Genomic DNA, 20,989 nt, shown 5'->3' with positions numbered 1-20,989 from the left:
GTGGCGGGCATCGTCGGGGGCGTCCTGGTGGCCTGGACGCTCGACTTGCCCGACGGGGTGTTCGGCCGCACCGTCTGGAACCTGATCGGCAACGGGGCGAGCTTCGGCTTCATGTTCGGCTGGATCGCGGGCCTCGGCGCGCTCGCCGCCTTCTTCGTCACCCGGCCGCGCGAGGCCGTCCAGCAGCCCTACGGCGCTCAGCAGCCCTACGCGGGGCAGCCGTACGGCGGGCAGCAGCAGCCCTACGGCGCGCTTAGGCCGGGCGTCCAGGTGCCCCAGCAGGGGGCTCCGCAGCAGCCGATGCAGCCGCACCCGTCGGCGGTCCCGTACGTCCCGCCGCAGGGCCGGCCGCAGCAGGCCCACCAGCAGCCCCAGTGGGGCGCTCCGGCCGTCCCGCAGCAGCCGGGGGCGCCGCAGCAGTTCGGCGCGCCGCCCGCACCCCAGCAGCCCGCCGCCCAGCCGCAGCAGCAGCCCGCGCAACCGGCCCGGCCCGCGGCCGGGGAACCGGCGCGGCCGGACGCCGAGCCCGCCGGCACAGCCGAGGGCGCAGCCGAGCACGCCGGCGCAGGCGAGGACGAGGACAAGCACGTGGCCGGGGAGCAGGCGGACGCGCCCAACGACGACCCCAAGGGCGACCCCGAGGACGACGACCTGAACCTGTCGGACCGGACGGTCGTCGACCGCAAGCGCGAGGACGGCTGAGCCCGCCCGCGTGACACCGACCCCCGCGCGCACCGCCCGCCGGGGGCTGCGAGAATCAGGCCCATGCGCGTGTTTCTCGGATGCGACCATGCCGGCTTCGAGCTGAAGGAGCACCTGCTCTCCTGGCTGAAGGAGAACGGCCACGACGCCGTCGACTGCGGCGCGTTCGAGTACGACGCCGCCGACGACTACCCGCCGTTCGTCCTGCGGGCCGCCGAGCGGACGGCGGCGGAGCCGGGCACCCTCGGCATCGTGGTCGGCGGGTCCGGCAACGGCGAGGCGATCGCCGCCAACAAGGTCGCGGGCGTGCGGGCCGCGCTCGTCTGGAGCGAGGCCACCGCCACGCTCGCCCGCGAGCACAACGACGCCAACGTCATCAGCCTCGGCGCGCGGCAGCACGACCTGGACACCGCCACCCGCTTCGTGGAGCTGTTCCTCGGGACGGCGTACTCCGGCGAGCCGCGGCACACCCGCCGGATCGAGATGCTCGCCGATTACGAGCGCACCGGCGACCTCCCCCCGCTGCCCGGCTGACCCCGCCACCGAGCCGAGCCGCACCGGAGCGGCCCACTACGACGCCCACCGAGTTCGTTGACTTGCGGCGTGTCGTTGTTATGGCGGACCGCATAACAACAACACGCCGCAAGTCAACGGGTTGGCGGGCTGGTGGAGGGTGCCGGGCGGCGGGCTAGAGGCCGTTCGCCGGGGGGTTGCGTGCGCCGCGCTTGCCTTGGCGGCGCCGCTCGTTCTTGGCGGCCCTCGTCCGCCGGGGCGGGTCGGCGGCCTTGGCGGATTCGCGCCGCGTGTCCGGATCGCCGGCCGCCGGTTCCGCGCCGTCGGGGCCCGGCCGCGAGACGTCCCGCGCCCGCATCGCCGCGTCGACCGTGATCCGCATTCCCGGCTGTCCCATGTGCCGCCCCTTTCCCGTACCACGTATCCCTACCCGGAGAAAACGTAGCTGGACCGTTGCAAATGGTCACCGGTGGTGTGGATACCGGCGCGGCGGAGCGTTTGCTCGGTACAGTGCCGGAGTCATGCTTCAACGACTGGTCCACGTCCTGCCGCCGAGAGTGCGCGCCGTGCTGCGCCGCATCCCGGTGCTCGTGGCGCTGTACCGGTGGCTGCGGCGGGGCAGGCTGACCCGGGAGCGGCACGTCTTCGCGGCGCTGGCGCTGCTGTCGATCGGCATCGGCATCGCGACGGCGAACGACACCCGGGGCATCGCGCCCTCGGGGCTGCAGGTGCTGATCGTGCTCGGCGGCGGGCTGCTGCTGAAGGTGCGCAGCCTGCTCGCGCTGCTCGTCGTCGTGGCCGCGGTGAGCGGCTACAACGCCTGGCTGGACGTCCCCGGGATCGGCATCGGGATGGCCGCCACGCTGACGATCACCGCGCTGCTCGCCCTCACCCTGGCCCGGACGCGCGAGAAGCTCGGCGTGCAGGGACTGCGCGGCGACTCGATGCTGCTGGAACTGCGCGACCGGCTGAAGCGCCAGGGCGAGATGCCCGAACTGCCGGACGGCTGGGACTCCCAGGTCGTGCTGCTGCAGGCCGGCGGGTCGTCGTTCGGCGGCGACTTCGTCGTGTCGGCGTGCGCCGGCGACTCCCTGGAGGTGGCGCTGGTCGACGTCTCCGGGAAGGGCACCGACGCGGGGACCCGCGCCCTGATGCTGTCGGGCGCCTTCGGCGGGCTTCTTGGATCGGTCCAGCCCGACCGGTTCCTGCCCGCCTGCAACGACTACCTGCACCGCCAGCGGTGGGACGAGGGCTTCGTCACCGCCGTGCACGTCGTCGTCGACCTGAAGACCGGCGAGTACACGGTCGAGTCGGCGGGCCATCCGCCGGCCGTCCAGTTCGACGCGGGCACCGGCGCCTGGCGGGTCGGCACCGCCAAGGGCGTCGTGCTGGGGGTCGTGCCCGATCTGCGGTGCGTCCCCGAACGCGGGACGCTGCGGCCCGGCGACGCGCTGCTCCTCTACACCGACGGGCTGGTGGAGTCCCCGGGCAGCGACCTGGACGCCGGCATCGACCGGCTGCTCGGGGAGGCCGAGCGGCTCGTCCCGCAGGGGTTCGGCAGCGGGGCGAAGGAGCTGGTCGAGACGATGGCGGCGGCCCGCGACGACGACTGCGCCCTCGTCCTGATCTGGCGCACCTGATCCGGCGCACCCGGCCCGCGGGCTACGGCCGCGGCTCGTTCCGGCCCTGCGCCAGGCCGACGATGATGGCGCCGACCAGCACGCTCCCGGCCGCCGCGCCCACGCGCGCCAGCAACCGGCTCCGCGTGGACGTGCCCGGGTCCGCCACATCGGTCGGCGTAAACGCCTCGGTGGCGGTCTCCCGCCGGTTCTCCGTGCCGGCGGGCCGCGGCGGCGCCGGAACCGGGAGACCGCCCGGCGGCGTGGAGGTCGCCCGCCAGCGGTCGGCGGCGCCGGGTTCCGGCTGCTCCACGAGGGTCAGCAGCAGCTCGGACGCGGTGGGCCGCTCGGCCGGGTTCTTCGCCAGCGCCGACCGCACGGCCGGGGCCAGCGACTCCGGCAGCCCCGACAGGTCGGGGTCGTCGACGGCGGCGCGGAGGGTCGCGGGGTCGCCGCCGATCGGCATCCGCCCCGTCCCCGCGTGGGCGATGAGGCAGCCCCACGCGAAGACGTCCGCCGCGGGCGTCGCGGGACCGCCGACGAGCACCTCGGGCGCCATCCAGCCGGGCGTGCCGAGGACCTGCCCGGACGTGGCGCCCGCGGTGCAGGACTCCTGGCTGCGCGCGATGCCGAAGTCGATGACGCGGCAGCCCGACAGGGTCAGCATCACGTTCGCCGGCTTGATGTCGCGGTGCACGAGCCCCGCCGCGTGGATCGCCGCGAGCGCCGACGCGACCCCCACGGCGACGCCGTGCAGGTCGGCGGCCGGCAGCGGCCCCTCGGCGACGAGCCGGCTGTGCAGCGACACCCCGCCCACGTACTCGGTGACGAGGTAGGGGCGGCCGTCCTCCTCGCCGTGCGCGAGGACGCGCGCGGTGCAGAACGAGGCGACGCGGCTCGCGAGGTACGCCTCGTCCTTGAACCGCCGCCGGTAGGAGGGGTCGTCGGCGAGATGCGGGTGGATGGTCTTCACCGCGACGCGTCCGCCCGAGTCGGGATCGGCGCCGAGGTAGACCAGCCCCATGCCGCCGGACCCGAGGCGGCCGAGCAGCGTGTGCCCGGCGACCGTCCGCGGGTCTGCGGGCTCTAGTGGCTTGATGTCTGCATGCATGGGATTCCCGGCTCCCTCGTCTGTCTCCTGTCGGCCTATCCCCGATCGACGGCGAAATATGGGGATGTTCTTCCGGGAGGTGCGGAAACGTGATCGTCACGTCGATGTAGCGTCCCGTGCACCGGGGACGTGCAGAGTAGGGAGCGGTAAGGCGATCGGCCCGGTCCCGTCGGAGTTCCTCCTCCTCGGCGCGCGGGTGGCGGGTGGTCGCCTGCACCGGAGGAGACGCCCGCGTGGCCGGAGCCCCAGGGGTGGGAGGTGCCGTTCACGCGGGTGTCTATCCGGGTTCAGTGATGTTTCGCAGGGCAATCGCCCGGTAACATCCAGTTCTGCGTTCATCCCCCAGGCTTTGATTGCGGCACGTCCGTGCCGTGTGGGTGCCGGGAAGGGGGAGAGGCGCGGGGTGCCGATCTTCAGGGGCCGGTGGTCGCCGTCGCGCTGGTCGATGCGGACCCGCGTGAGCGTCACCGCGACCCTTTTCGTCGCCGTCCTGCTCGCGGCCGGCGCGGTGCTGTTCTACCTGGTCGTCCAGTCCGTCGTGAACGACAACCTGCGCGACGAGAGCATCCACGCGGTCAACGAGCTGGCCGAGCTGGTCCGCACCACCGACCCGCGGGGCAGGCTGCGCACCGACGCCCCGGAGGTCCCGGTCCTGCAAGTGGTGGACGACGTCGGTTCCGTGCTCGCCGCCAGCCCCCAGATGGAGGGCTACGGCCCGCTGGAGGTGCCCGAGCCGCGGATGCCGGACGCCCTCGTCCAGCACACCATCAATGTCCCGGGCAAGGGCACGGTTTTCGTGGCCTCCGAGCGCGTGCACTCCCGGGGCGGCTGGCGGATCGTCCACGCGGGCGCGCCCGTCGACGAGCTCGACCAGTACCGGGGCCTGTTCGTCGGCCTGCTCGCGGCCGTGGTCCTCATCGGCACCGCCGCGGTCGGCTACATCGTCTCGGCGGCGGTGCGGCGGGCGCTGCTGCCGGTGCGGGTGATGAGCTCCGAGCTCGCGGGGATCACCGGCCGTGCCCCGGACCGCCGGGTCAGCGTCCCCCACCCGGACGACGACGTCTCCCACCTGGCGGAGGCGGTGAACGTGACGCTGGAGCGGCTGGAGGACGTCCTCGCCCGGCAGCGCGACTTCGTCGCCGACGTCTCGCACGAGCTGCGCAGCCCCCTCACCGGGCTGCGCGCCCAGCTGGAACTGGCGTTGGAGCATCCCGAGAGCGAGGACTGGCCGGCGGTCGCCCGCGCCGCGCTCGCCGACGCCGACCGGCTGCAGGGCATCGTCGGCGACCTGCTGATCCTGGCCAAGCTCGGCGCGGGCGTGCGCGCCGGCCAGCAGCGGGTCGATCTCGCGGCGCTGGTCCGCGCCGAGGTGGCGCGGCGGGGGCGGCGGGTGCCCGTCGAGGTCGACGCGGAGCGGGACACCATGGTCCGGGCCACGCCCCACCACCTGGTCAGGGTGCTGACGAACCTGCTCGACAACGCCGAGCGGCACGCCGCGTCGCGCATCCGGGTGACCGTGGACGCGGACGGGCCCGACGCCGTCCTGGAGGTCCTGGACGACGGCGCCGGGATCCCCCCGGAGGACCGGGAGCGCGTCTTCTGGCGCTTCCACCGGCTCGCCGAGAGCCGCCGGCTCGACAGCGGGGGCACCGGCCTCGGGCTGACGATCTCCCGCGACATCGCCCGCGCGCACGGCGGGTCGCTCGTCGCCGCCGACAGCGACCGGGGCGCGCGGTTGGTGCTGCGCATCCCGCTCGACAAATCCTGACCGGGCGTCAGTCCCCGCGCGGGACCGGCGGGCGGCGGCTCCCGCACTCGGTGGCCTGCTCGAACGCGTGCCCGATCTGCAGGACGGCGAAGTCCGCGTGGTGCGGCCCGACGATCTGCAGCCCGACCGGGAGCCCGTCCCCGGTGAACCCGGCGGGCACCGACAGCGCGGGGCAGCCGGTCGCCGAGATGAGGAAGCACGACCGCATCCATTCCAGGTAGTCGTGCATCGGCTCCCCGGCGATCTCCTCCGGGTACTCCAGCGCCGCGTCGAACGGCGGCACCTGGCTGACCGGCAGGAGCAGCGCGTCGTACCGCTCGAAGAACTCCCGGACCCGGTGGAACAGGGCCGTGTGCAGCACCTCGGCCCGGCCGATGTCGGCGCCGGTGAGGTCGCGGCCCGCGTCGATGTTCGCCGCGAGGGACGGCTTGAAGTCCGTGCGCCGCTCGTCCAGGAGCGGGCGCAGCGTGATGTCCCAGTGCCAGGCGCGCAGCGTCCGGAAGACCTCGTCGGCGCCCGACAGGTCGGGGCACGCCTCCTCGACGGCGCAGCCGAGGTCCTCGAACACCTTCGCGGCCTGGGCGACGACGCCGGTGACGGCCGGGTCGACGGGCACGGTCCCGCCGAGGTCGGGGGACCAGGCGACGCGCAGCCCGGCGAGGTCGCGACCGAGCGGCGCCGCGAACGCCGAGCCGGGCGTCTCCAGCGCGATCGGGCTGCGCGGGTCGGGTCCGGCGAGCACCGACAGCAGCAGCGCCACGTCCGCCACCTCGCGCGCCATCGGGCCCTGCACGCCGAGCGTCGCCCAGCCCGCCGGCACCGGCCACGACGGCACCCGGCCCGGCGACGGGCGGAACCCGACCACGTTGCAGAACGACGCGGGGTTGCGCAGCGAGCCGCCCATGTCGCTGCCGTCCGCGAGCGGATGCATGCCGCAGGCCAGCGCCGCCGCGGCCCCGCCGCTGCTGCCGCCCGCCGAGCGGGACGGGTCGTAGGGGTTGCGGGTCAGCCCGAACAGCGGGTTGAAGGTGTGCGATCCGGCGGCGAACTCCGGCACGTTCGTCTTGCCGAGCGTGATCACCCCGGCCGCCCGCATCCGCTCGATCACCAGCTCGTCGGCGTCGGGGACGTGCTCGGCGAAGATCGGCGACCCGGACGTCGTCCGGATGCCCCGCGTGGCGTGGGTGTCCTTGTGCGCGACGGGCAGGCCGTGCAGCGGACCGGGCCGCTCCCCGGCGGCGAGCCGCTCGTCCGCCGCCCGCGCCTGCCGCAGCGCGTCCTCCGCGACCAGCGTGACGATGGCGTTGACCTCGGGGTTCGTCCTCTCGATCCGGTCGAGGTGCGCCTGCACGACCTCCCGCGCCGACAGTTCCCGCGCCCGGATCCGGCGGGCCAGTTCGCGGGCGGAGTGGATCTCATCGGACACGGCGTGCTTCCCTTCTCCGGCGGCCCCTCCAGTGTCCCCCGCGCGGCGCGTTGCCCGCCCGTGCGGTCATGATTGTCGCGTGACGGAACGGGTGGGCGCGCGCGAGCTGCTGCGCCGCGTGCTGGACGATGGAACCTGGACGTCGTGGGACACGCCGCCTCCGGGGCCGGACCCCACGACGCCCTACGGCGCGGAACTCGCCGCCGCCCGCGAGCGCAGCGGATGCGACGAGGCCGTCATCACCGGCGAGGGCCTGCTGCGGGGCCACCGGGTCGCGTTCGTCGTGTCGGAGTTCCGCTTCCTCGCCGGCTCGATCGGCCTCGCCACCGCCGACCGGATCGTCGCCGCCGTCGAGCGCGCCACCGCCGCGGGCCTGCCGCTGGTCGCCGCGCCGTCGTCCGGCGGGACCCGCATGCAGGAGGGCACCGCCGCGTTCGTCCAGATGGCCCGGATCACCGCGGCCGTCCGGGCGCACCGCGCCGCGGGCCTGCCCTACCTCGTCTACCTGCGGCACCCCACGACCGGCGGGGTGTTCGCGTCCTGGGGGTCGCTGGGGCACGTGACGGCGGCCGAGCCGGGCGCGCTGATCGGCTTCCTCGGGCCGCGCGTGTACGAGGGCCTGTACGGGGAGCCGTTCCCCACGGGTGTGCAGGTCGCGGAGAACCTCGCGGCCAAGGGGCTGCTGGACGCCGTCGTCGGCATCGACGACCTCACGGAGGTGGCGTCCCGCGCGCTGAACGTCCTGTGCGGGGACGTGCCCTCCGCCGCCCTTCCTCGGCCTCCCGCGGAGCCCCTCCCCGAGACGACGGCGTGGGAGTCGATCGAGCGGTCGCGGAACCCCGGCCGTCCGGGCGTCCGCGAACTCCTCCGGTACGGCGCCACGGACGTGACGCCCCTGTCGGGCACCGGCCAGGGAGAGGCCGAGCGCGGGATGCTGCTCACCCTGGCGCGCTTCGGCGGGGCGCCCTGCGTCCTCGTCGGGCAGGACCGGAGCAGCCAGCGCGGCGGCCACCCCCTCGGCCCCGCCGGGCTGCGCGTCGCGCGGCGCGGGATGCGGCTGGCCGCGGAGCTGTCGCTGCCGCTGCTCACCGTGGTCGATACGCCCGGCGCCGACCTGTCGCCCGAGGCGGAGGAGGGCGGCCTCGCAGGCGAGATCGCCCGCTGCCTCGCCGACCTGATGACCCACCCCTCGCCGACGCTGTGCCTGCTGCTGGGCGAGGGCACGGGCGGCGCCGCGCTGGCGCTGCTGCCCGCCGACCGGGTGCTCGTGGCGCGGCACGCGTGGCTGTCCCCGCTGCCGCCCGAGGGCGCCTCGCTGATCGTCTACCGGACCGTCGCGCGGGCGGACGAGATCGCGGCGGCCCAGGGCGTCCGCTCGGCGGACCTCCTGCGCGGCGGCGTCGCGGACGAACTCGTCCCCGAGCACCCCGACGCGGCGGACGAGCCCGAGGCGTTCTGCCGCCGGGCCGCCGCCGCCGTCGAGCGGGGCCTGTCCGGCCTGCTCCCCGGCGGCCCGGCCGCCCGCCAGGCCCGCTACCGTCTCCCCGCATGACCGAACCCGCCATCAGGGCCGGCTACGACGCCGTCGCCGCCCTCTACGCCGACATGTTCCGCGACGTCCTCGACGACCTGCCTCTGGACCGCGCGCTGCTCGCCGCTTTCGCGGAGCTGGTGCGCGGCGGCGGCGCCCCGGTCGCCGACCTCGGCTGCGGACCGGGCCACGTCACCGCCCACCTGGCGTCGCTCGGGCTCCCCGCGTTCGGTGTCGACCTGTCGCCGGAGATGGTCGCGCTGGCCCGCGCGGACCACCCCGGCCTCCGCTTCGCCGAGGGCACGATGACGGCCCTCGACCTCCCGGACGCCGGGCTGGCCGGAATCCTGGCCAACTACTCGATCATCCACCTGGATCCCGCTGAGGTCCCGGTGGCGTTCGCCGAGTTCCACCGCGTCCTGGCGCCCGGCGGCCACGTCCTGATCGCCTTCCAGACCTGCGACGGCGACGTGCCCGTGCCCTTCGACCACAAGGTCGTCCGCGCCTACCGCTGGCCGCCCGGCCGGCTCGCCGCCCTGCTGCGCGACGCCGGGCTGCCCGAGGTGGCCCGCCTGGTCCGCGAACCGGGCGAGCACGACCGGTTCCCGGCGGCTTCCCTGCTGCTCCGCAAACCCGCCGCGTAGCCCGGCCCGTGGTACCTGACCCGGCGGTCATCGGTGGCCGGCGGGGGTGTGCCGCCGGGGCTACCGGAGAGTACGGTTGGCGGGACCCCTGGGCTTGGAGGCTTGCATGCCGCAGTTGACCGAGTTGGTTTCCCCCGCGGCGGCCGGTGCCGTGCTCCGCGCCGTGTTCGCGCTGCCGCGTCCCGTCCGGCGGCTGATCGCCGGGGCGCCCGTCCGGCGGGACGGGCAGGAGCTGGCCCTGGACGCGCAGCTCCTCCTGCTGATGTCGAAGCTCGACCAGCGGTCGCTGGGCGGCGGGTCGCCGGAGGACGCGCGGGCCGGGCTCGGGCGGGCCAAGGAGATGCTCCGGGGGGAGCCCGGCCGTCCGGTGCGGACGCGGGAGGTGGCCATCGCGGACACCGTCACGGGCCGGCTCTACACGCCGAAGGCGCTGCCGGAGGGGTCGCCCCTCCTGGTCTTCTACCACGGCGGCGGATGGGTCATCGGCGACATCGACACCCACGACGCCGTGTGCCGGTACCTCGCGGTCCACGCGGAGGTGCGGGTCCTGTCGGTGGGGTACCGGCTCGCCCCCGAGCACCCGTACCCGGCGGCGCCGGAGGACGCCCGCACGGCGTACGAGTACGCGGTCGAGAATGCCGCGGAGCTCGGGGCGGACCCGAAGGCCATCGCGGTCGGCGGCGACAGCGCGGGCGGCAACCTCGCCACTGTCGTGTCCCTGTTCGCGGACCGCAGGCCCGACTTCGCGCTGCTGTTCTACCCGGCGGTCGACCTGTCGTCCCGGCGCCGGTCGCGGGAGCTGTTCGGGGAGGGGTTCTACCTCACCGACGCCGACATGACGTGGTTCAGCGACCACTACTGCCCGCCGGAGCGCAGGGCCGAGCCGATGGCGTCGCCGCTGCTGGCCGAGGACCTCGCCGGGTTCCCGCCGACCTACCTCGTCACCGCGGGCTTCGACCCGCTGCGCGACGAGGGGGAGGAGTTCGCCGCGCGGCTCGCCGAGGCCGGGGTGCCGGTCGCGCTGCGGCGGCAGGAGGACCTCATCCACGGGTTCGCGAACATGTGGCCGCTCGGCGGCCGGTTCCAGGAGGCCCTGTCGGAGGCGGCCGGGGCCCTGCGCACCGGTCTGTACGCGGGGCCCCGGGAGCGCGGCTAGAGCGGCAGGCCCGTGAGGACCATCACCTTCTCCTCGGTGTAGTCGGCGATGGCCGACCGGAGGCCCTCGCGGCCGACGCCGGAGTCCTTCACGCCGCCGTACGGCATCTGGTCGGCGCGGTAGGACGGGACGTCGCCGATCACCACGCCGCCGACCTCCAGCTCGCGGTGCGCGCGGAACGCGATGTCCAGGCTGCGGGTGAAGATGCCCGCCTGGAGGCCGAACTTGGAGTCGTTGACGAGCTCGAACGCCTCGTCGACGCCGTCCACCGGCTGGACGATCATGACCGGGCCGAAGACCTCCTCGCGGGAGACCTTGGCGTCGGCCGGGACGTCGGCGAGCACGGTCGGGGCGTAGGCGGCGCCCTCGCGGGTGCCGCCGGTCAGGATCTTCGCGCCCGCCGCGACGGCCTCGTCCACCCAGGACTCGACGCGCTCGGCGGCCTCCTCGCTGACCAGCGGGCCCACCTGGGTCTTGTCGTCCCACGGGTCGCCGGTGACCAGCGACGCGACGGTGTCGACGAGCTTCGGCAGGAACGCGTCGTACACGGACCGGTCGACGTACACGCGCTGGACGGCGATGCAGCTCTGCCCGGCCTGGTAGTTGCCGAACAGCCCGATGCGCCCGGCGGCCCAGTCGAGGTCGGTGTCGGGCAGCACGACGGCCGCGCCGTTGCCGCCGAGCTCCAGCGTGACGTGCTTGCGCGGTGCCTGGTCCTTGATCGCCCAGCCGACGGGGACCGATCCGGTGAACGACACGATCGGGAGGCGCGGGTCCTGCACGAGGGCGGGCGCCCGGTCGTTCGGTACCGGCAGGACCGAGAACATCCCGGCGGGCAGGTCGGTCTCGGCGAGCAGCTCGCCGAGCAGCAGCGCCGACAGCGGGGTCGCGGGCGCGGGCTTGAGCACGATCGGGGTGCCCGCCGCGATCGCCGGGGCGATCTTGTGGGCGGCGAGGTTCAGCGGGAAGTTGAACGGCGAGATCCCGAGCACCGGGCCCTTCGGCACGCGGGTGATGTACGCCATCCGGCCCTCGGCGGCGGGGTCGGTGTCGAGCCGCTGCGTGGTGGCGCCGAAGCGGCGGGCCTCCTCGGCGGCGAACCGGAACGTGGAGATCGCGCGGGTGACCTCGCCGCGCGCCCACAGCAGCGGCTTGCCGTTCTCGCCGGTGATCAGGCGGGCGATCTCCTCGGCGCGTTCGGACAGCCGCGCCGACACGTGCGCGAGCGCGTCGGCCCGCACGTGCAGCGGCAGCGCCGCGGCCTCCTTGCGGAGGGCGTCCGCGGCGGCGACCGCCTCCTCGACCTGGGCGGGCGTCGGCACGGCCGCCGTCCCGACCACCCGGCCGTCGTAGGGATGCGTAACGGTCAGCTCGCCGTCACCGGTCTCGGGCCGGCCGGCCAGCCAGAATGGGGTCGCGTTCATGCGTTCACGCTACCTACGGCGCGGCCGATTGCGAGTCTCCACAGTGTCGAATCGAGGCCGCGTCATTGGACGTGACGGCGAGTGCGATCCACAGTTCCGCGCGGACCGCGGGGTCGTCGGGGTCGCGGCCCAGGACGTCGGCCACCCGGCGCATCCGCGACCGCAGCGTGTGCCGGTGGACGCCGAGCGCCCGCGCCGCCGCCTCGCCCTGCCCGTTGGCCGCGATGTACGCCCGGACGGTGCCGACCAGGTCCTCCGCGCGGAGCGGGGCGAGGAGCGCGTCGGCGAAGGCGTGCGCCAGTCGCGGATCGAGCAGGCCGAGGACGCCCTGCCCGGGGAGGTCGGAGTGGCGCACGACGTCCCGTCCCGAGCGGGTGGCCGCGGCCAGCGCGTCGCCGGCCTGGCGGAGCGCGGCGGGCAGGTCCTCCTCGGCCGGGTCGCTGACGCCGATGGGGCCGGTGCCCGCGAGCAGCGCCTCGACCGCGCCGCTCGCCTCGTCCGGGACGACCACGGCGACATGGCCGTCCAGCGGGACCGCGAGGCTGCGTCCGGCCGCCGGGTCGGACTCCAGCGCGTCCAGTACGGCCGGGCCGCTGGCGCAGGCCAGCACCCGGACCGGCCCGCGCGGCACCGCCGGGGCGTCGGCCGGGCGGCCGAGCAGCAGCGCCGCGAGCGAGGCGCGCAGGTCCCGGCCGGTGCGCGGCGTCTCCGACTGGAGGGTCAGCAGCGCGACGGCCGCCCCCACGATCGTGTGCGCGGCGTGGGGGAGCGGCGCGTCCGTCCCGACGGCGAGGAACCCGCGGGGCCGCCCGCCCAGCCCGATCCGCTGCACCGCGATGTGCTCGCCCGGCAGCGAGAGCGCCACGCTGGCGGACGGCGCGTCGGCCCCCGGCGCCCCCGGCGCCTTCCGGAGGCGGGTCAGCTCGGGCGTCAGCGCGCCGGCGCGGCGGGCGGCGGAGGCCGGTTCGGCGTGCAGGACGCCGCCGGACGGGTCGAGCAGCAGTGCCCAGCCGCCGAGCAGCCGGGCGAGCCGGGCCACCAGCGCGTCCCGCCCGGTGAGCGCGGCGCGGGTGAGTTTCCGCTGCGCGTGGAACGCGCGGGTGACGTCCTCGTACCACTCGGCGGCGAGCATCCGCGACACCGCCTTGCCGACGGCGATGAACGGCGTCGGGCGCGGCACCTCCAGCAGGACGAGCCCCTGGTCGCGGGCCGCGGCGAGCAGCTCGCCCGGGACGGTGTCGTGGATGACGCCGACCGCGAACCCGAGCCCGGCGACGCCGCGCCCGACGAGCCGCGACACGTACCCGGCGGCGCCCGCCGGGGTCAGCCGCATGCCCGTCGTCAGGAGGAGCTCCCCGCCCTCCAGGAACGGCGTCGGATCCTCAAGCTCGCTGACCGCGACCCACACGACGGCCGTGCCGGGGATCGGGCCGGTCAGCGACCGCAGGCCGAGCTGCGGCAGCGCGGCGACCGAGGCCAGGGTGGGCGGCATCGCCATCCTCTGTGCAGGGTGTCTACTTCGCGGGACGCGTTTCGCCGTCCCGTACGGTCCATCGTAGGCGCGGCCACTGGCCCGACCACGGGTTCGGCCACGGGTGTCACCGGCCCTGGCCTCGGCTTTCGGCCCACTCCCGGACGTCGCGCCGCGCGAGGAGGCGGCCGGCGAGGAGCAGACCGCCGCCCGCGCCCAGTCCAGGCAGGAAGACCCAGAGTTCCCTGATCTGGAAGTCCTGCTTGGCGGGGATGAGGACGAAGGCGAGCATGGCCATCCCGGCGAGGAGCACCACGCCGATGGCGGTGCCGAAGTGAGCCATGCGCCCGACGGCCAGGGGGCCGCCCGCCAGGACGCGCATGAGCCAGATCCCGACGGCCAGCGTCCAGAAGATCATGATCGCGGCGGACTTGAGGTCGTCCGCCATCCCCTGCACGACGGACCCGGTGACGGCGGCCATCCAGTACGTGGCGAGGATCCCCACACTGACCTCGACGGCCCGGGGACGCACGCGACGCCTCACCGACCGGACGCCCCTGCGGCGGTAGAGGCCGGACGCGAACGCGGTCAGCGCCTCGTCGATGGGGCCGACGGCGGATTGGGCGTGCCCCAGCGGCAGCCGGTAGACGACACCCGGTTCACGGCTCGTCTCCACGGCCAGGTGCGCCATCTCCGGATGGGCGTCGCGGAAGGACGCCTCCGCCGGGCGCAGCACGAGCTCCACCGGTGGGGGGATGCCCGGCCGCCCGGTGTCCGGTTTCGGGAACGAGAACGTGACCCGGGACAGCTCCGCCCAGCCCACCGCCCACGGAATTCCCCGCGGGTCCTCCCAGCGCAGCCCTTCAACGTCGAGGACGAGGCGGCGCGGCCGGAACGCGACGCGCCACATGAGCAGCGGCAGGACCCCGATCAGGGTGAAGAGGAGGCCGAGCGCGAACGCCGTGATCCGGACACCGGTACCGCCGTCCACGTTCCCGGTGACGGCGGCGGCGAGCGCGATCAGGCCGAACGCGCCGGCGACCGTGCCCCCCACGACCATCTGCCGGGCGTGCACGTTCCCGACGTCGACGGTCACCGGCTCCCGGGGAGTGATCGTTTCACCGGCCATGGCACCCCACGCTAGGGGGATCGCGCCCGGACGGACCAGTCCCGCATCGCGTGGCACGGCCGCCCGGTGCGGCTCAGCGCGGGACGAACGACGCGGGGTACAGGCCGGCGAGGATCTCGTAGGAGCGCAGCCGGTCGCCGTGGTCGAAGACCTGCGTCATCACCATGACCTCGTCCACGCCCGTGCGCTCGATCAGCGCGTCCATGTGCTTCTGGACGGTCTCCGGTGCGCCCACCACCTGCTCCGCCAGCCGCGCGTCGATCATCTGGCGGTCCAGCGGCGTGTACGGGTACGCCGCCGCCTCCTCGGGGGTGGGCAGCGGGCCGGGGTGCCCCTGCCGCAGCCGCAGGAACGACAGCGCTTGCGGCATCGCGAGCTCCCGCGCCCGCTCGTCGGACTCGGCGGCCGTGACCGAGACGCCGATCATCGAGTACGGCTCGTCCAGCGCGCCGGGGCGGAACGACTCGCGGTACAGCCGCAGCGCCGGCTCGGTGTTCGCGGCGCTGAAGTGGTGCGCGAACGCGAACGGCATCCCGAGCAGCCCGGCGAGCCGGGCGCTGTACCCGCTGGACCCGAGCAGCCAGATCGGCGGCTCGTTCCCGGCGGCGGGCGTGACCTTGCTGTCCGCGCCGAAGTAGCCGCGCAGCTCGATGACCTGCTCGGGGAAGTCGTCGACCGACAGGGCGTCCGGGGAGCGCCGCAGCGCCCGCGCGGTGGCCTGGTCGGTGCCGGGGGCGCGGCCGAGGCCGAGGTCGATGCGTCCCGGGTAGAGCGCCTCCAGCGTCCCGAACTGCTCGGCGACCACCATCGGCGCGTGGTTCGGCAGCATGACCCCGCCGGAGCCGACGCGCATGGCGGACGTCGCCGCCGCGACCTGCCCGATCAGCACGGCGGTCGCGGAGCTGGCGATGCCGGGCATCGCGTGGTGCTCGGCCAGCCAGTACCGGTGGTAGCCGAGCCGCTCGGCGCGCCGGGCGAGGTCGAGGGTGTTGCGCAGCGCGTCGGCGGACGTGCCGCCGCTGACGACGGGCGCGAGGTCGAGGACGGAGAAGGACACGCTCATACCGTGTCCAACCGGCCGGGGGCGGGTCCTCTTCCCCGTCAGCCCACCAGCCTCTCCAAGAGGACGGCGACACCGATCAGGGCGGCGAACGCCACGGGGACGGTGATGCAGAGCCAGGACCAGTCCACCAGCCTGCGGGCCCGCGCGGGATCCTCGGGGAACACGGTCTCGGCCTTGGTGTACAGGAGGGCGGCCACGATCATGAGCGGCAGGAACGCGAACATCGTCAGGACGCCGAGGACGAACGCGGCGGCCTGCCCGAGCGCGGTGTAGGTCCCGTCCGGGCCGATGCCGAACGCGAGACGGGGGGCGGCGGGCGGAACGGAGGCGGCGGAGCCGGGGACGGCGGACACGGCTTCGGTCATCTGACGCACCGATCACTAGGAATGTGACCCGGATCATACGCGCGGTCCGTGCGGCGTTCCAGAGGCCGGCCGCCCCTTTTTGGACGGCCGGCCCAATACGGTTCAGCGGAGGCGGAGGCCCACCAGGACCGGGTCGTGGTCGGACGAGCGGAACGCGTCCGGCCGGTAGAACCCCGGCGGGTTGAACTCGGTGTTGTAGTCCAGGAACAGCGCCTCGTCGGCGTTGATGTGCCAGATCGTCGCGCCCGTCACGTGCCGTGCCAGCGACCTCCCGGCCAGGGCGTGGTCCAGCTCGCCCGACTGCCCGTCGAACACGTAGCTGTACCGGTCTCCCGGCCGAACGAACCGCTTGGTCTGGCTGGCGAGGCCGGCCCCGGCCAGCACCTCGATCGGGTCCTCGGCGGCGTAGGCGTTGAGGTCGCCGATGACGAGCGGGTTCGCCGACTCCGCCGCGATCGCGCCGATCGCCGTGGCCTGCGCGACGCGGCGGGCGTTGTAGCAGCCCTGGCCGTCGCCCTGGTCGGCGTCCGGCCCGGTGGCGCCGTCGCAGCCCTTCGACTTGAAGTGGTTGACGATGACCGTGAACGGCGTCCGGCCCGACGCGGGGCGGAACGCCTGCACCAGCGGCGGCCGGTCGAAGACCGGGTCCTGCGACGACCGCGCGGCACCGGCCGGCGTGACCTTCGCCGGCTTGTAGACGAGCGCGACATGGATGGCGTCCGTCCCCGGGTACGGGTGCCGCACCCACGCGTAGGTCCCGGCGCCGGCGGCCTGGTTGAGCCGGTCGACCAGCGCCCCGACGGCGGTGTCGCCGTTGTTCTCGACCTCCATGAGCCCGACCACGTCGGCGTCCAGCCCGCGGAGCGCGGCGGTCAGCTTGGCGAGCTGGCGCTCCTGCTCCGCGGCCGTGTCCGCGCCGCGCTCGCCGAGCGTCGTGAACCAGTTGAGGGTGTTGAAGCTCGCGACGCGCACGTTGCCGCCGACGTGCCGCGGCTTCGCGGGCCGCCGGTTCGCGTTGGCGAAGCGGGCCTGCCGGGTCGGCTGCAGGCGGTACTCGCCGAAGCCGTAGCTCAGGACGCCGGTCAGCCCGTGCGTGGAGTCACCGATCCGCAGGACGCGCGGGTCGGTGTAGGGGATCGTGTCCGGGTTCTGGACGTTGGACGCGTCGTCCACGAGGAGCCTGCGCGCGTCGTTGCCCGCCTGGGTGGTGCCGTGCCCGTCGGTGGGCTGGAAGAGGCGGCCCCCGGCCGACACGGTGACCTCGCCGTACCGTCCGAGGGTGTAGGTCTCGGTGGCGGTGAGCTTCTGCTTGAACCGCAGCAGCATGCCCTCGTACTGCTCAAGGGCGGTGTCGTCCTTGAGCGGGAGCCGGACCGGGGTCGGGGCCACGCGGCCCTTCCCGCACACGTCCACGGCGGAGACGGGCGACAGCTCGGTGAGCCCGTTGTACTCGACGGCCCGGCCGGTCACGAGGACCCGGTCGCCCTCCGCGACCTCCTGCGTCGAGTAGACGAAGATCCCTTCGGAGGTCCGCGGGTCGCGGTCGGGGGCCGGGTCCTGGATGAAGAACCCGCCGAGCTGGTCGGGCCGCTGGAAGTCCCCGGTGACGACGCCCTCGACCCGGACGGTCTGCCCGGCCACCGGGCTGGCGTCTCCATCGCCCTGGACCTCGGCGATCCGGTGGTCGGCGGGGGTGCCGCAGGTGGGCGGCTCCGCCGCGGCGGCCGACTGGACGCCGCCGGCGAGCCCGGCGGCGAGGACAGTCGCGAGTGCTGCTGCTGTTCGGCGCATGGCCGGAGCGTAGAACGGGCTCTTCGTCCGACCCCGAACCGTTAATGAAGACTCCACCAATTTGCAATGGCTTGTCGGAATCGCGGCGGCCGGGGCGCGGCCCGGTCCGGCGTTCCCCGGAAACACCGTCCCCGGCCCCTGCGATAATCCCGCGGGAAACCGCGACCGAGGGAGAGCCGTGGCAGAGTCGCCGGTCGGATCCGGATACGCCAGCACCCGCGACATCGTCCTCGCCGCGATCCTGCTCCTCGCCGGCACCGCCCTGCTCGTGGTCGTCCTCGTGCAGGCGTGGCCGCCCGCACCGGTCGTCGGGCCGGACGGCCGCACCGAGCCCCCCGCCGGCACCACCACCGTCGAGCTGCCCGGCTGGTCGCCCACGCTGTCCCGCGAGACCAGCATGTTCGTGATCGTCATGGCCGCGGGCGCGCTCGGCGCGGTCGTGCACGTGCTGCGGTCGTTCTACTGGTACGTCGGCAACCGGGCGCTGCGGCGCAGCTGGCTGATGATGTACCTGCTGCTCCCGTTCGTCGGGGCGCTGCTCGGGCTCGTCGTCTACCTCGTGCTGCGCGGCGGCCTGACCTCGCCGACGGGCGGCGCGTCCGACATCAACCCGTACGGCATCACGGCCATCGCCGCGCTCGTCGGCCTGTTCTCCCAGGAGACGTCCGAGAAGCTCCGCAGCGTCTTCGGGACGCTCCTCGCCCAGGCGCCGGCCGGGCGCGACCAGGTCGGCGCGCCCCGGATCACCGCGGTCGAACCGGACGGCGGCCCGGTCGGCACCGTGGTCGCGCTGCGCGGGACCGGCCTCGGCTCGGCGACCGCGGTGCGGTTCGGGGCCGCGCAGTCGCGCATCACCCACGCGGCGGACACGCTCATCCGGACCGCCGTCCCGCCGGGCGCGACCACGGCGCCGCCGGTCGTGCTGACCCCGGCCGGGCCGGTGGCCGCCCCGGCCGTCTTCACGGTCGAGTGACCGGGCCGGGGCCCGGCCAGTGCGGGTGCCAGACGTCGTAGGCCGCACCCGGGTACATGCGGGGCAGCTCCGAGGTGGGCAGCCGACCGAGCTCGCCGCCCGTGCGCGCGACGCCGAACTGCCGCTCGGTCACGTACGCGTCGCGGTCCAGCCGCTGCGGCCCCGAGACGAGGCAGGTGTAGCGGGGGCCGAGCGCCTCGTCGTCGGGGATGGCGGCGCTCACCGCGAGGCTGTTGGACACCGTGACCCAGCTCCCGAGCGTCGTCACCTGCCGCTCGGCGCCCTGGTCCTCCCAGCGGTGCTCCAGGATCGGCTTGGAGAAGATCGGGACGAGCAGGTGCGACACCCCGCACGCCTCCAGCTCGCGCTCCCAGCCGGTCGACCGGCCGAGGTCCTCGCAGATCAGCACGGCGAGCCGGCCGAGCGAGGAGTCGAGCACCCGGACGCGCGAACCGCGGCGGACGTATTCCACGGCCGTCCCGGTGGCGGGGGCGTCCGGCAGCCGCCACAGCTTCATCTGCCCGGCGGTCAGCGTGAAACCGGACAGCTTGTCCTGGACGAGGATCTCCTGGCCCGTCCAGCGGTCGAGGAGGACGGCGCGGTTCGGCGGCGGGTCGTCGTGCCCGAGCGGGCCGCTGCCGAGCAGCAGGAAGCGCAGCGGGCGGCGGTCGCGGTCGCGTCCGGCCGTGTCGAACGCGACCTCCTTCCAGTGCTCCAGCAGAGCGTCCGACAGCGACGCCTCCGGCATCACCGCGAGCTGCGCGCCGGACTCGTCCAGCCTGCGGACGATCGCCTTGACGCGGTCGCGGATGCCGGACGAGTCCATCGGGCTGAGCCGGTACACGGTCTCCCCGTCCCGCTCCTCGAACCGGATGTCCACGTCGTCGAACGTCTCCAGCACGGGCGCGCAGCCGACGGTGACGGGCGCGTCCCGGCTGAAGTGCGGGTCGTTCACCGCGGGCAGCACCGCGTGGTCGATGCGCTCCCACTGCTCCTGGGGGACGCGGTGGACGCCGAAGAACTCCGACTTGGCGCGCGCGCCGCGCGGCCGGCCGGGGAACGCGCAGCGGGGGAGCAGCGCACCGGTCGTCCCGGGCCCGTTCATCCTGCCGTCGGTCAGGTAGTTGACGAGGACCCCGGCGAGCGCGGGCGCGTCGTGGTACGGCGCGTAGGGGCTCGCGTGGGCCAGTGCGATGTCGAGGCCGAGCAGGATCGTGAACGCGCCGAGGTCGCCGCGGGCGGCGATGACGCGCGCCGTCTCCGTGGGGTCGAGGACGCCGTGCTCCAGGACGGTCTCGGCGATCCCGTCCGCCGCGCGCCGCACCTCTTCCTCGCCGTACCAGCGCGTGGCCGTCCAGCCCTGGAAGACGTCGTCCGCGAGCGAGTCGTACAGATGGACGAAGAGATCAGCTGGTTCGGCCGGGTAGGCGGCTGCAGCCAACTGATCCGTCATAAGCGCCCCCGGGGGAGTTGACAGGCACGGTCACGGGTGGTGAGTCGATGCTAACTCTCCCGCGCACCGCATTTCGTGTCGTCGGCTACAGAACCCCGCATTGTGTCACTTGACATTCACTTGGCAAGGGCGCACTCTGGGGGAGTCCGGCGGTGCCGTCGACCCAGGGGAGTGACCATGAGCGCGTCCACCGACTCCGCGCACGATCGCCGGACCGAGGTCCGGCGGCTCATCGACGCGATGGAGCACGCCAAGATCATCAGCGACGGCCACTTCAGCGCCCTGGGCATGCTGATCACCGACGCGTCGCTGAGCGCGGACGAGCCCGCGCTCGTCGAATGCCAGGACGGCCTCCAGTGGCTGCACCGCCACTATCTGGACGTCGACGCCCTGGACGCCCCGCAGCGCGAGCAGCGCGGCCGCATCCTCGGGCTGATCGACGTCGTGCACTGGGCGCTGAAGCGGCTCCCGTCCGGGCTGCAGCTCGCGTTGCAGCCCGAGGGGCACGCGGCGCGCTTCCTGGTCGCGGTGGCCCGCCGGCCGGGCATGTCGAACCGGCAGCTCGCGACCGAGCTCGGCACCGACGAGACCGAGATCAGCCGCGTGGGGCGCAAGCTGCTGTCCGCGGGCGTCGTGTGGCGCCGCAAGGAATGGCGGCACAACGCGTGGGACCTGACCCCGCGGGGCCGCCACTACCTGGAGACGTCCGGCCTGCTCCCCGCTGGCGCCGCGGACGAGGCGGGCCCCCTGGACGGCGAAGCGGTCGGCCGCCGGTCCGAGCCGGCCCGGCCGGCGGAGACGGTCACCCGCTCCCCGGACGGCGTCCCGCGCTCCGCCCCCGCGCAGGGCC

The 20,989-nt window shown here is 74.7% G+C and carries 18 protein-coding genes and 1 pseudogene; 9 read left to right on the top strand and 10 right to left on the bottom strand.

Annotation, left to right across the window (positions count from 1 at the left end; all coding sequences use genetic code 11):
• Together E1200_RS33725 and E1200_RS16280 are read left to right on the top strand one after the other, a co-directional pair.
• A pseudogene (locus tag E1200_RS33725) lies at window positions 1-702 on the top strand (hypothetical protein); the annotation flags it as partial.
• 63 nt (window positions 703-765) lie between these two features.
• Complete coding sequence (locus E1200_RS16280) at window positions 766-1,236, top strand: ribose-5-phosphate isomerase (protein ID WP_131952872.1); 471 nt, start codon at window positions 766-768, stop codon at window positions 1,234-1,236.
• Between the two features lie 154 nt (window positions 1,237-1,390).
• Here E1200_RS16280 and E1200_RS16275 read toward each other — a convergent pair whose 3' ends face one another.
• Window positions 1,391-1,612 carry a hypothetical protein gene (locus E1200_RS16275; protein ID WP_131952871.1) on the bottom strand — a complete coding sequence of 74 codons (222 nt, stop codon included), beginning with the start codon at window positions 1,610-1,612 and terminating at the stop codon, window positions 1,391-1,393.
• 124 nt (window positions 1,613-1,736) lie between these two features.
• Here E1200_RS16275 and E1200_RS16270 point away from each other — a divergent pair, with 124 nt between their 5' ends.
• Window positions 1,737-2,855, top strand: a complete 1,119-nt coding sequence (locus tag E1200_RS16270) for a PP2C family protein-serine/threonine phosphatase (protein ID WP_131952870.1) — start codon at window positions 1,737-1,739, stop codon at window positions 2,853-2,855.
• A 22-nt stretch (window positions 2,856-2,877) separates the two neighbouring features.
• Here the strand turns inward: E1200_RS16270 and E1200_RS16265 are convergent, their stop codons facing one another.
• Complete coding sequence (locus E1200_RS16265; RefSeq protein WP_131952869.1) at window positions 2,878-3,945, bottom strand: serine/threonine-protein kinase; 1,068 nt, start codon at window positions 3,943-3,945, stop codon at window positions 2,878-2,880.
• Window positions 3,946-4,348: 403 nt separating this feature from the next.
• Between E1200_RS16265 and E1200_RS16260 the strand changes: the two genes are divergently transcribed.
• Complete coding sequence (locus E1200_RS16260) at window positions 4,349-5,713, top strand: ATP-binding protein (protein WP_165950332.1); 1,365 nt, start codon at window positions 4,349-4,351, stop codon at window positions 5,711-5,713.
• 7 nt (window positions 5,714-5,720) lie between these two features.
• On the opposite strand, the gene E1200_RS16255 is transcribed toward E1200_RS16260, so the two are convergent.
• A complete protein-coding gene (locus tag E1200_RS16255) occupies window positions 5,721-7,139 on the bottom strand; it encodes an amidase (protein ID WP_131952867.1) in 1,419 nt (472 codons plus the stop codon).
• Window positions 7,140-7,218: 79 nt separating this feature from the next.
• On the opposite strand from E1200_RS16255, the gene E1200_RS16250 reads away from it, so the two are divergent.
• The 3 genes from E1200_RS16250 to E1200_RS16240 all read left to right on the top strand — a co-directional run bounded on the left by E1200_RS16250 (window position 7,219) and on the right by E1200_RS16240 (window position 10,470).
• Window positions 7,219-8,691, top strand: coding sequence for a carboxyl transferase domain-containing protein (locus E1200_RS16250; RefSeq protein WP_131952866.1), 1,473 nt, complete (start codon window positions 7,219-7,221; stop codon window positions 8,689-8,691).
• Complete coding sequence (locus tag E1200_RS16245) at window positions 8,688-9,314, top strand: class I SAM-dependent methyltransferase (RefSeq protein WP_131952865.1); 627 nt, start codon at window positions 8,688-8,690, stop codon at window positions 9,312-9,314. Before E1200_RS16250 ends, E1200_RS16245 begins: the two co-directional genes overlap by 4 nt.
• 106 nt (window positions 9,315-9,420) lie before the next feature.
• Entirely contained in the window at window positions 9,421-10,470 is a 1,050-nt protein-coding gene (locus tag E1200_RS16240; RefSeq protein WP_131952864.1) for an alpha/beta hydrolase, read from the top strand.
• Here the strand turns inward: E1200_RS16240 and E1200_RS16235 are convergent.
• From E1200_RS16235 to E1200_RS16210, 6 genes are all read right to left on the bottom strand, one after another.
• Window positions 10,467-11,894, bottom strand: a complete 1,428-nt coding sequence (locus tag E1200_RS16235; protein WP_131952863.1) for an aldehyde dehydrogenase family protein — start codon at window positions 11,892-11,894, stop codon at window positions 10,467-10,469. The two genes, E1200_RS16240 and E1200_RS16235, sit on opposite strands and share 4 nt — an antisense overlap.
• Window positions 11,895-11,907: 13 nt before the next feature.
• Window positions 11,908-13,386: a PucR family transcriptional regulator ligand-binding domain-containing protein gene (locus E1200_RS16230; RefSeq protein WP_131952862.1), complete on the bottom strand. Its 1,479-nt coding sequence runs from the start codon at window positions 13,384-13,386 to the stop codon at window positions 11,908-11,910.
• Between the two features lie 106 nt (window positions 13,387-13,492).
• The gene (locus tag E1200_RS16225; protein ID WP_131952861.1) at window positions 13,493-14,494 is read right to left on the bottom strand and encodes a hypothetical protein; all 1,002 of its coding nucleotides are present in this window, start codon (window positions 14,492-14,494) and stop codon (window positions 13,493-13,495) included.
• A gap of 73 nt (window positions 14,495-14,567) precedes the next feature.
• On the bottom strand, window positions 14,568-15,557 hold the full coding sequence (locus E1200_RS16220) for an LLM class flavin-dependent oxidoreductase (protein WP_131952860.1): 990 nt from the start codon (window positions 15,555-15,557) through the stop codon (window positions 14,568-14,570).
• 38 nt (window positions 15,558-15,595) lie between these two features.
• Window positions 15,596-15,922: a hypothetical protein gene (locus E1200_RS16215; protein ID WP_131952859.1), complete on the bottom strand. Its 327-nt coding sequence runs from the start codon at window positions 15,920-15,922 to the stop codon at window positions 15,596-15,598.
• Between the two features lie 102 nt (window positions 15,923-16,024).
• Window positions 16,025-17,713, bottom strand: a complete 1,689-nt coding sequence (locus tag E1200_RS16210; RefSeq protein WP_131952858.1) for an ExeM/NucH family extracellular endonuclease — start codon at window positions 17,711-17,713, stop codon at window positions 16,025-16,027.
• A 178-nt stretch (window positions 17,714-17,891) separates the two neighbouring features.
• Here E1200_RS16210 and E1200_RS16205 point away from each other — a divergent pair, with 178 nt between their 5' ends.
• Window positions 17,892-18,686, top strand: a complete 795-nt coding sequence (locus tag E1200_RS16205) for an IPT/TIG domain-containing protein (RefSeq protein ID WP_131952857.1) — start codon at window positions 17,892-17,894, stop codon at window positions 18,684-18,686.
• Here E1200_RS16205 and E1200_RS16200 read toward each other — a convergent pair.
• Window positions 18,673-20,127: a hypothetical protein gene (locus E1200_RS16200; protein WP_131952856.1), complete on the bottom strand. Its 1,455-nt coding sequence runs from the start codon at window positions 20,125-20,127 to the stop codon at window positions 18,673-18,675. The two genes, E1200_RS16205 and E1200_RS16200, sit on opposite strands and share 14 nt — an antisense overlap.
• A gap of 189 nt (window positions 20,128-20,316) precedes the next feature.
• On the opposite strand from E1200_RS16200, the gene E1200_RS16195 reads away from it, so the two are divergent.
• A partial coding sequence (locus E1200_RS16195; protein WP_131952855.1) for a MarR family winged helix-turn-helix transcriptional regulator occupies window positions 20,317-20,989 on the top strand: 673 nt, incomplete at its 3' end.

This window comes from Actinomadura sp. GC306 (genome assembly GCF_004348665.1).
In the GTDB taxonomy this organism is placed as follows: Bacteria; Actinomycetota; Actinomycetes; order Streptosporangiales; family Streptosporangiaceae; genus Spirillospora.
The sequence above is the reverse complement of the archived record's forward strand: the minus strand, read 5'-3'. Positions and strand labels throughout refer to the sequence as shown.

What these genes read in the sequence shown, in the direction of transcription:
- E1200_RS16280 (WP_131952872.1), top strand. Translation starts at nt 766, where the DNA reads ATGCGCGTGTTTCTCGGATGCGACCATGCCGGCTTCGAGCTGAAGGAG.
- E1200_RS16275 (WP_131952871.1), bottom strand. Translation starts at nt 1,612, where the DNA reads ATGGGACAGCCGGGAATGCGGATCACGGTCGACGCGGCGATGCGGGCG.
- E1200_RS16270 (WP_131952870.1), top strand. Translation starts at nt 1,737, where the DNA reads ATGCTTCAACGACTGGTCCACGTCCTGCCGCCGAGAGTGCGCGCCGTG.
- E1200_RS16265 (WP_131952869.1), bottom strand. Translation starts at nt 3,945, where the DNA reads ATGCATGCAGACATCAAGCCACTAGAGCCCGCAGACCCGCGGACGGTC.
- E1200_RS16245 (WP_131952865.1), top strand. Translation starts at nt 8,688, where the DNA reads ATGACCGAACCCGCCATCAGGGCCGGCTACGACGCCGTCGCCGCCCTC.
- E1200_RS16240 (WP_131952864.1), top strand. Translation starts at nt 9,421, where the DNA reads ATGCCGCAGTTGACCGAGTTGGTTTCCCCCGCGGCGGCCGGTGCCGTG.
- E1200_RS16235 (WP_131952863.1), bottom strand. Translation starts at nt 11,894, where the DNA reads ATGAACGCGACCCCATTCTGGCTGGCCGGCCGGCCCGAGACCGGTGAC.
- E1200_RS16230 (WP_131952862.1), bottom strand. Translation starts at nt 13,386, where the DNA reads ATGCCGCCCACCCTGGCCTCGGTCGCCGCGCTGCCGCAGCTCGGCCTG.
- E1200_RS16225 (WP_131952861.1), bottom strand. Translation starts at nt 14,494, where the DNA reads ATGGCCGGTGAAACGATCACTCCCCGGGAGCCGGTGACCGTCGACGTC.
- E1200_RS16220 (WP_131952860.1), bottom strand. Translation starts at nt 15,557, where the DNA reads ATGAGCGTGTCCTTCTCCGTCCTCGACCTCGCGCCCGTCGTCAGCGGC.
- E1200_RS16215 (WP_131952859.1), bottom strand. Translation starts at nt 15,922, where the DNA reads ATGACCGAAGCCGTGTCCGCCGTCCCCGGCTCCGCCGCCTCCGTTCCG.
- E1200_RS16210 (WP_131952858.1), bottom strand. Translation starts at nt 17,713, where the DNA reads ATGCGCCGAACAGCAGCAGCACTCGCGACTGTCCTCGCCGCCGGGCTC.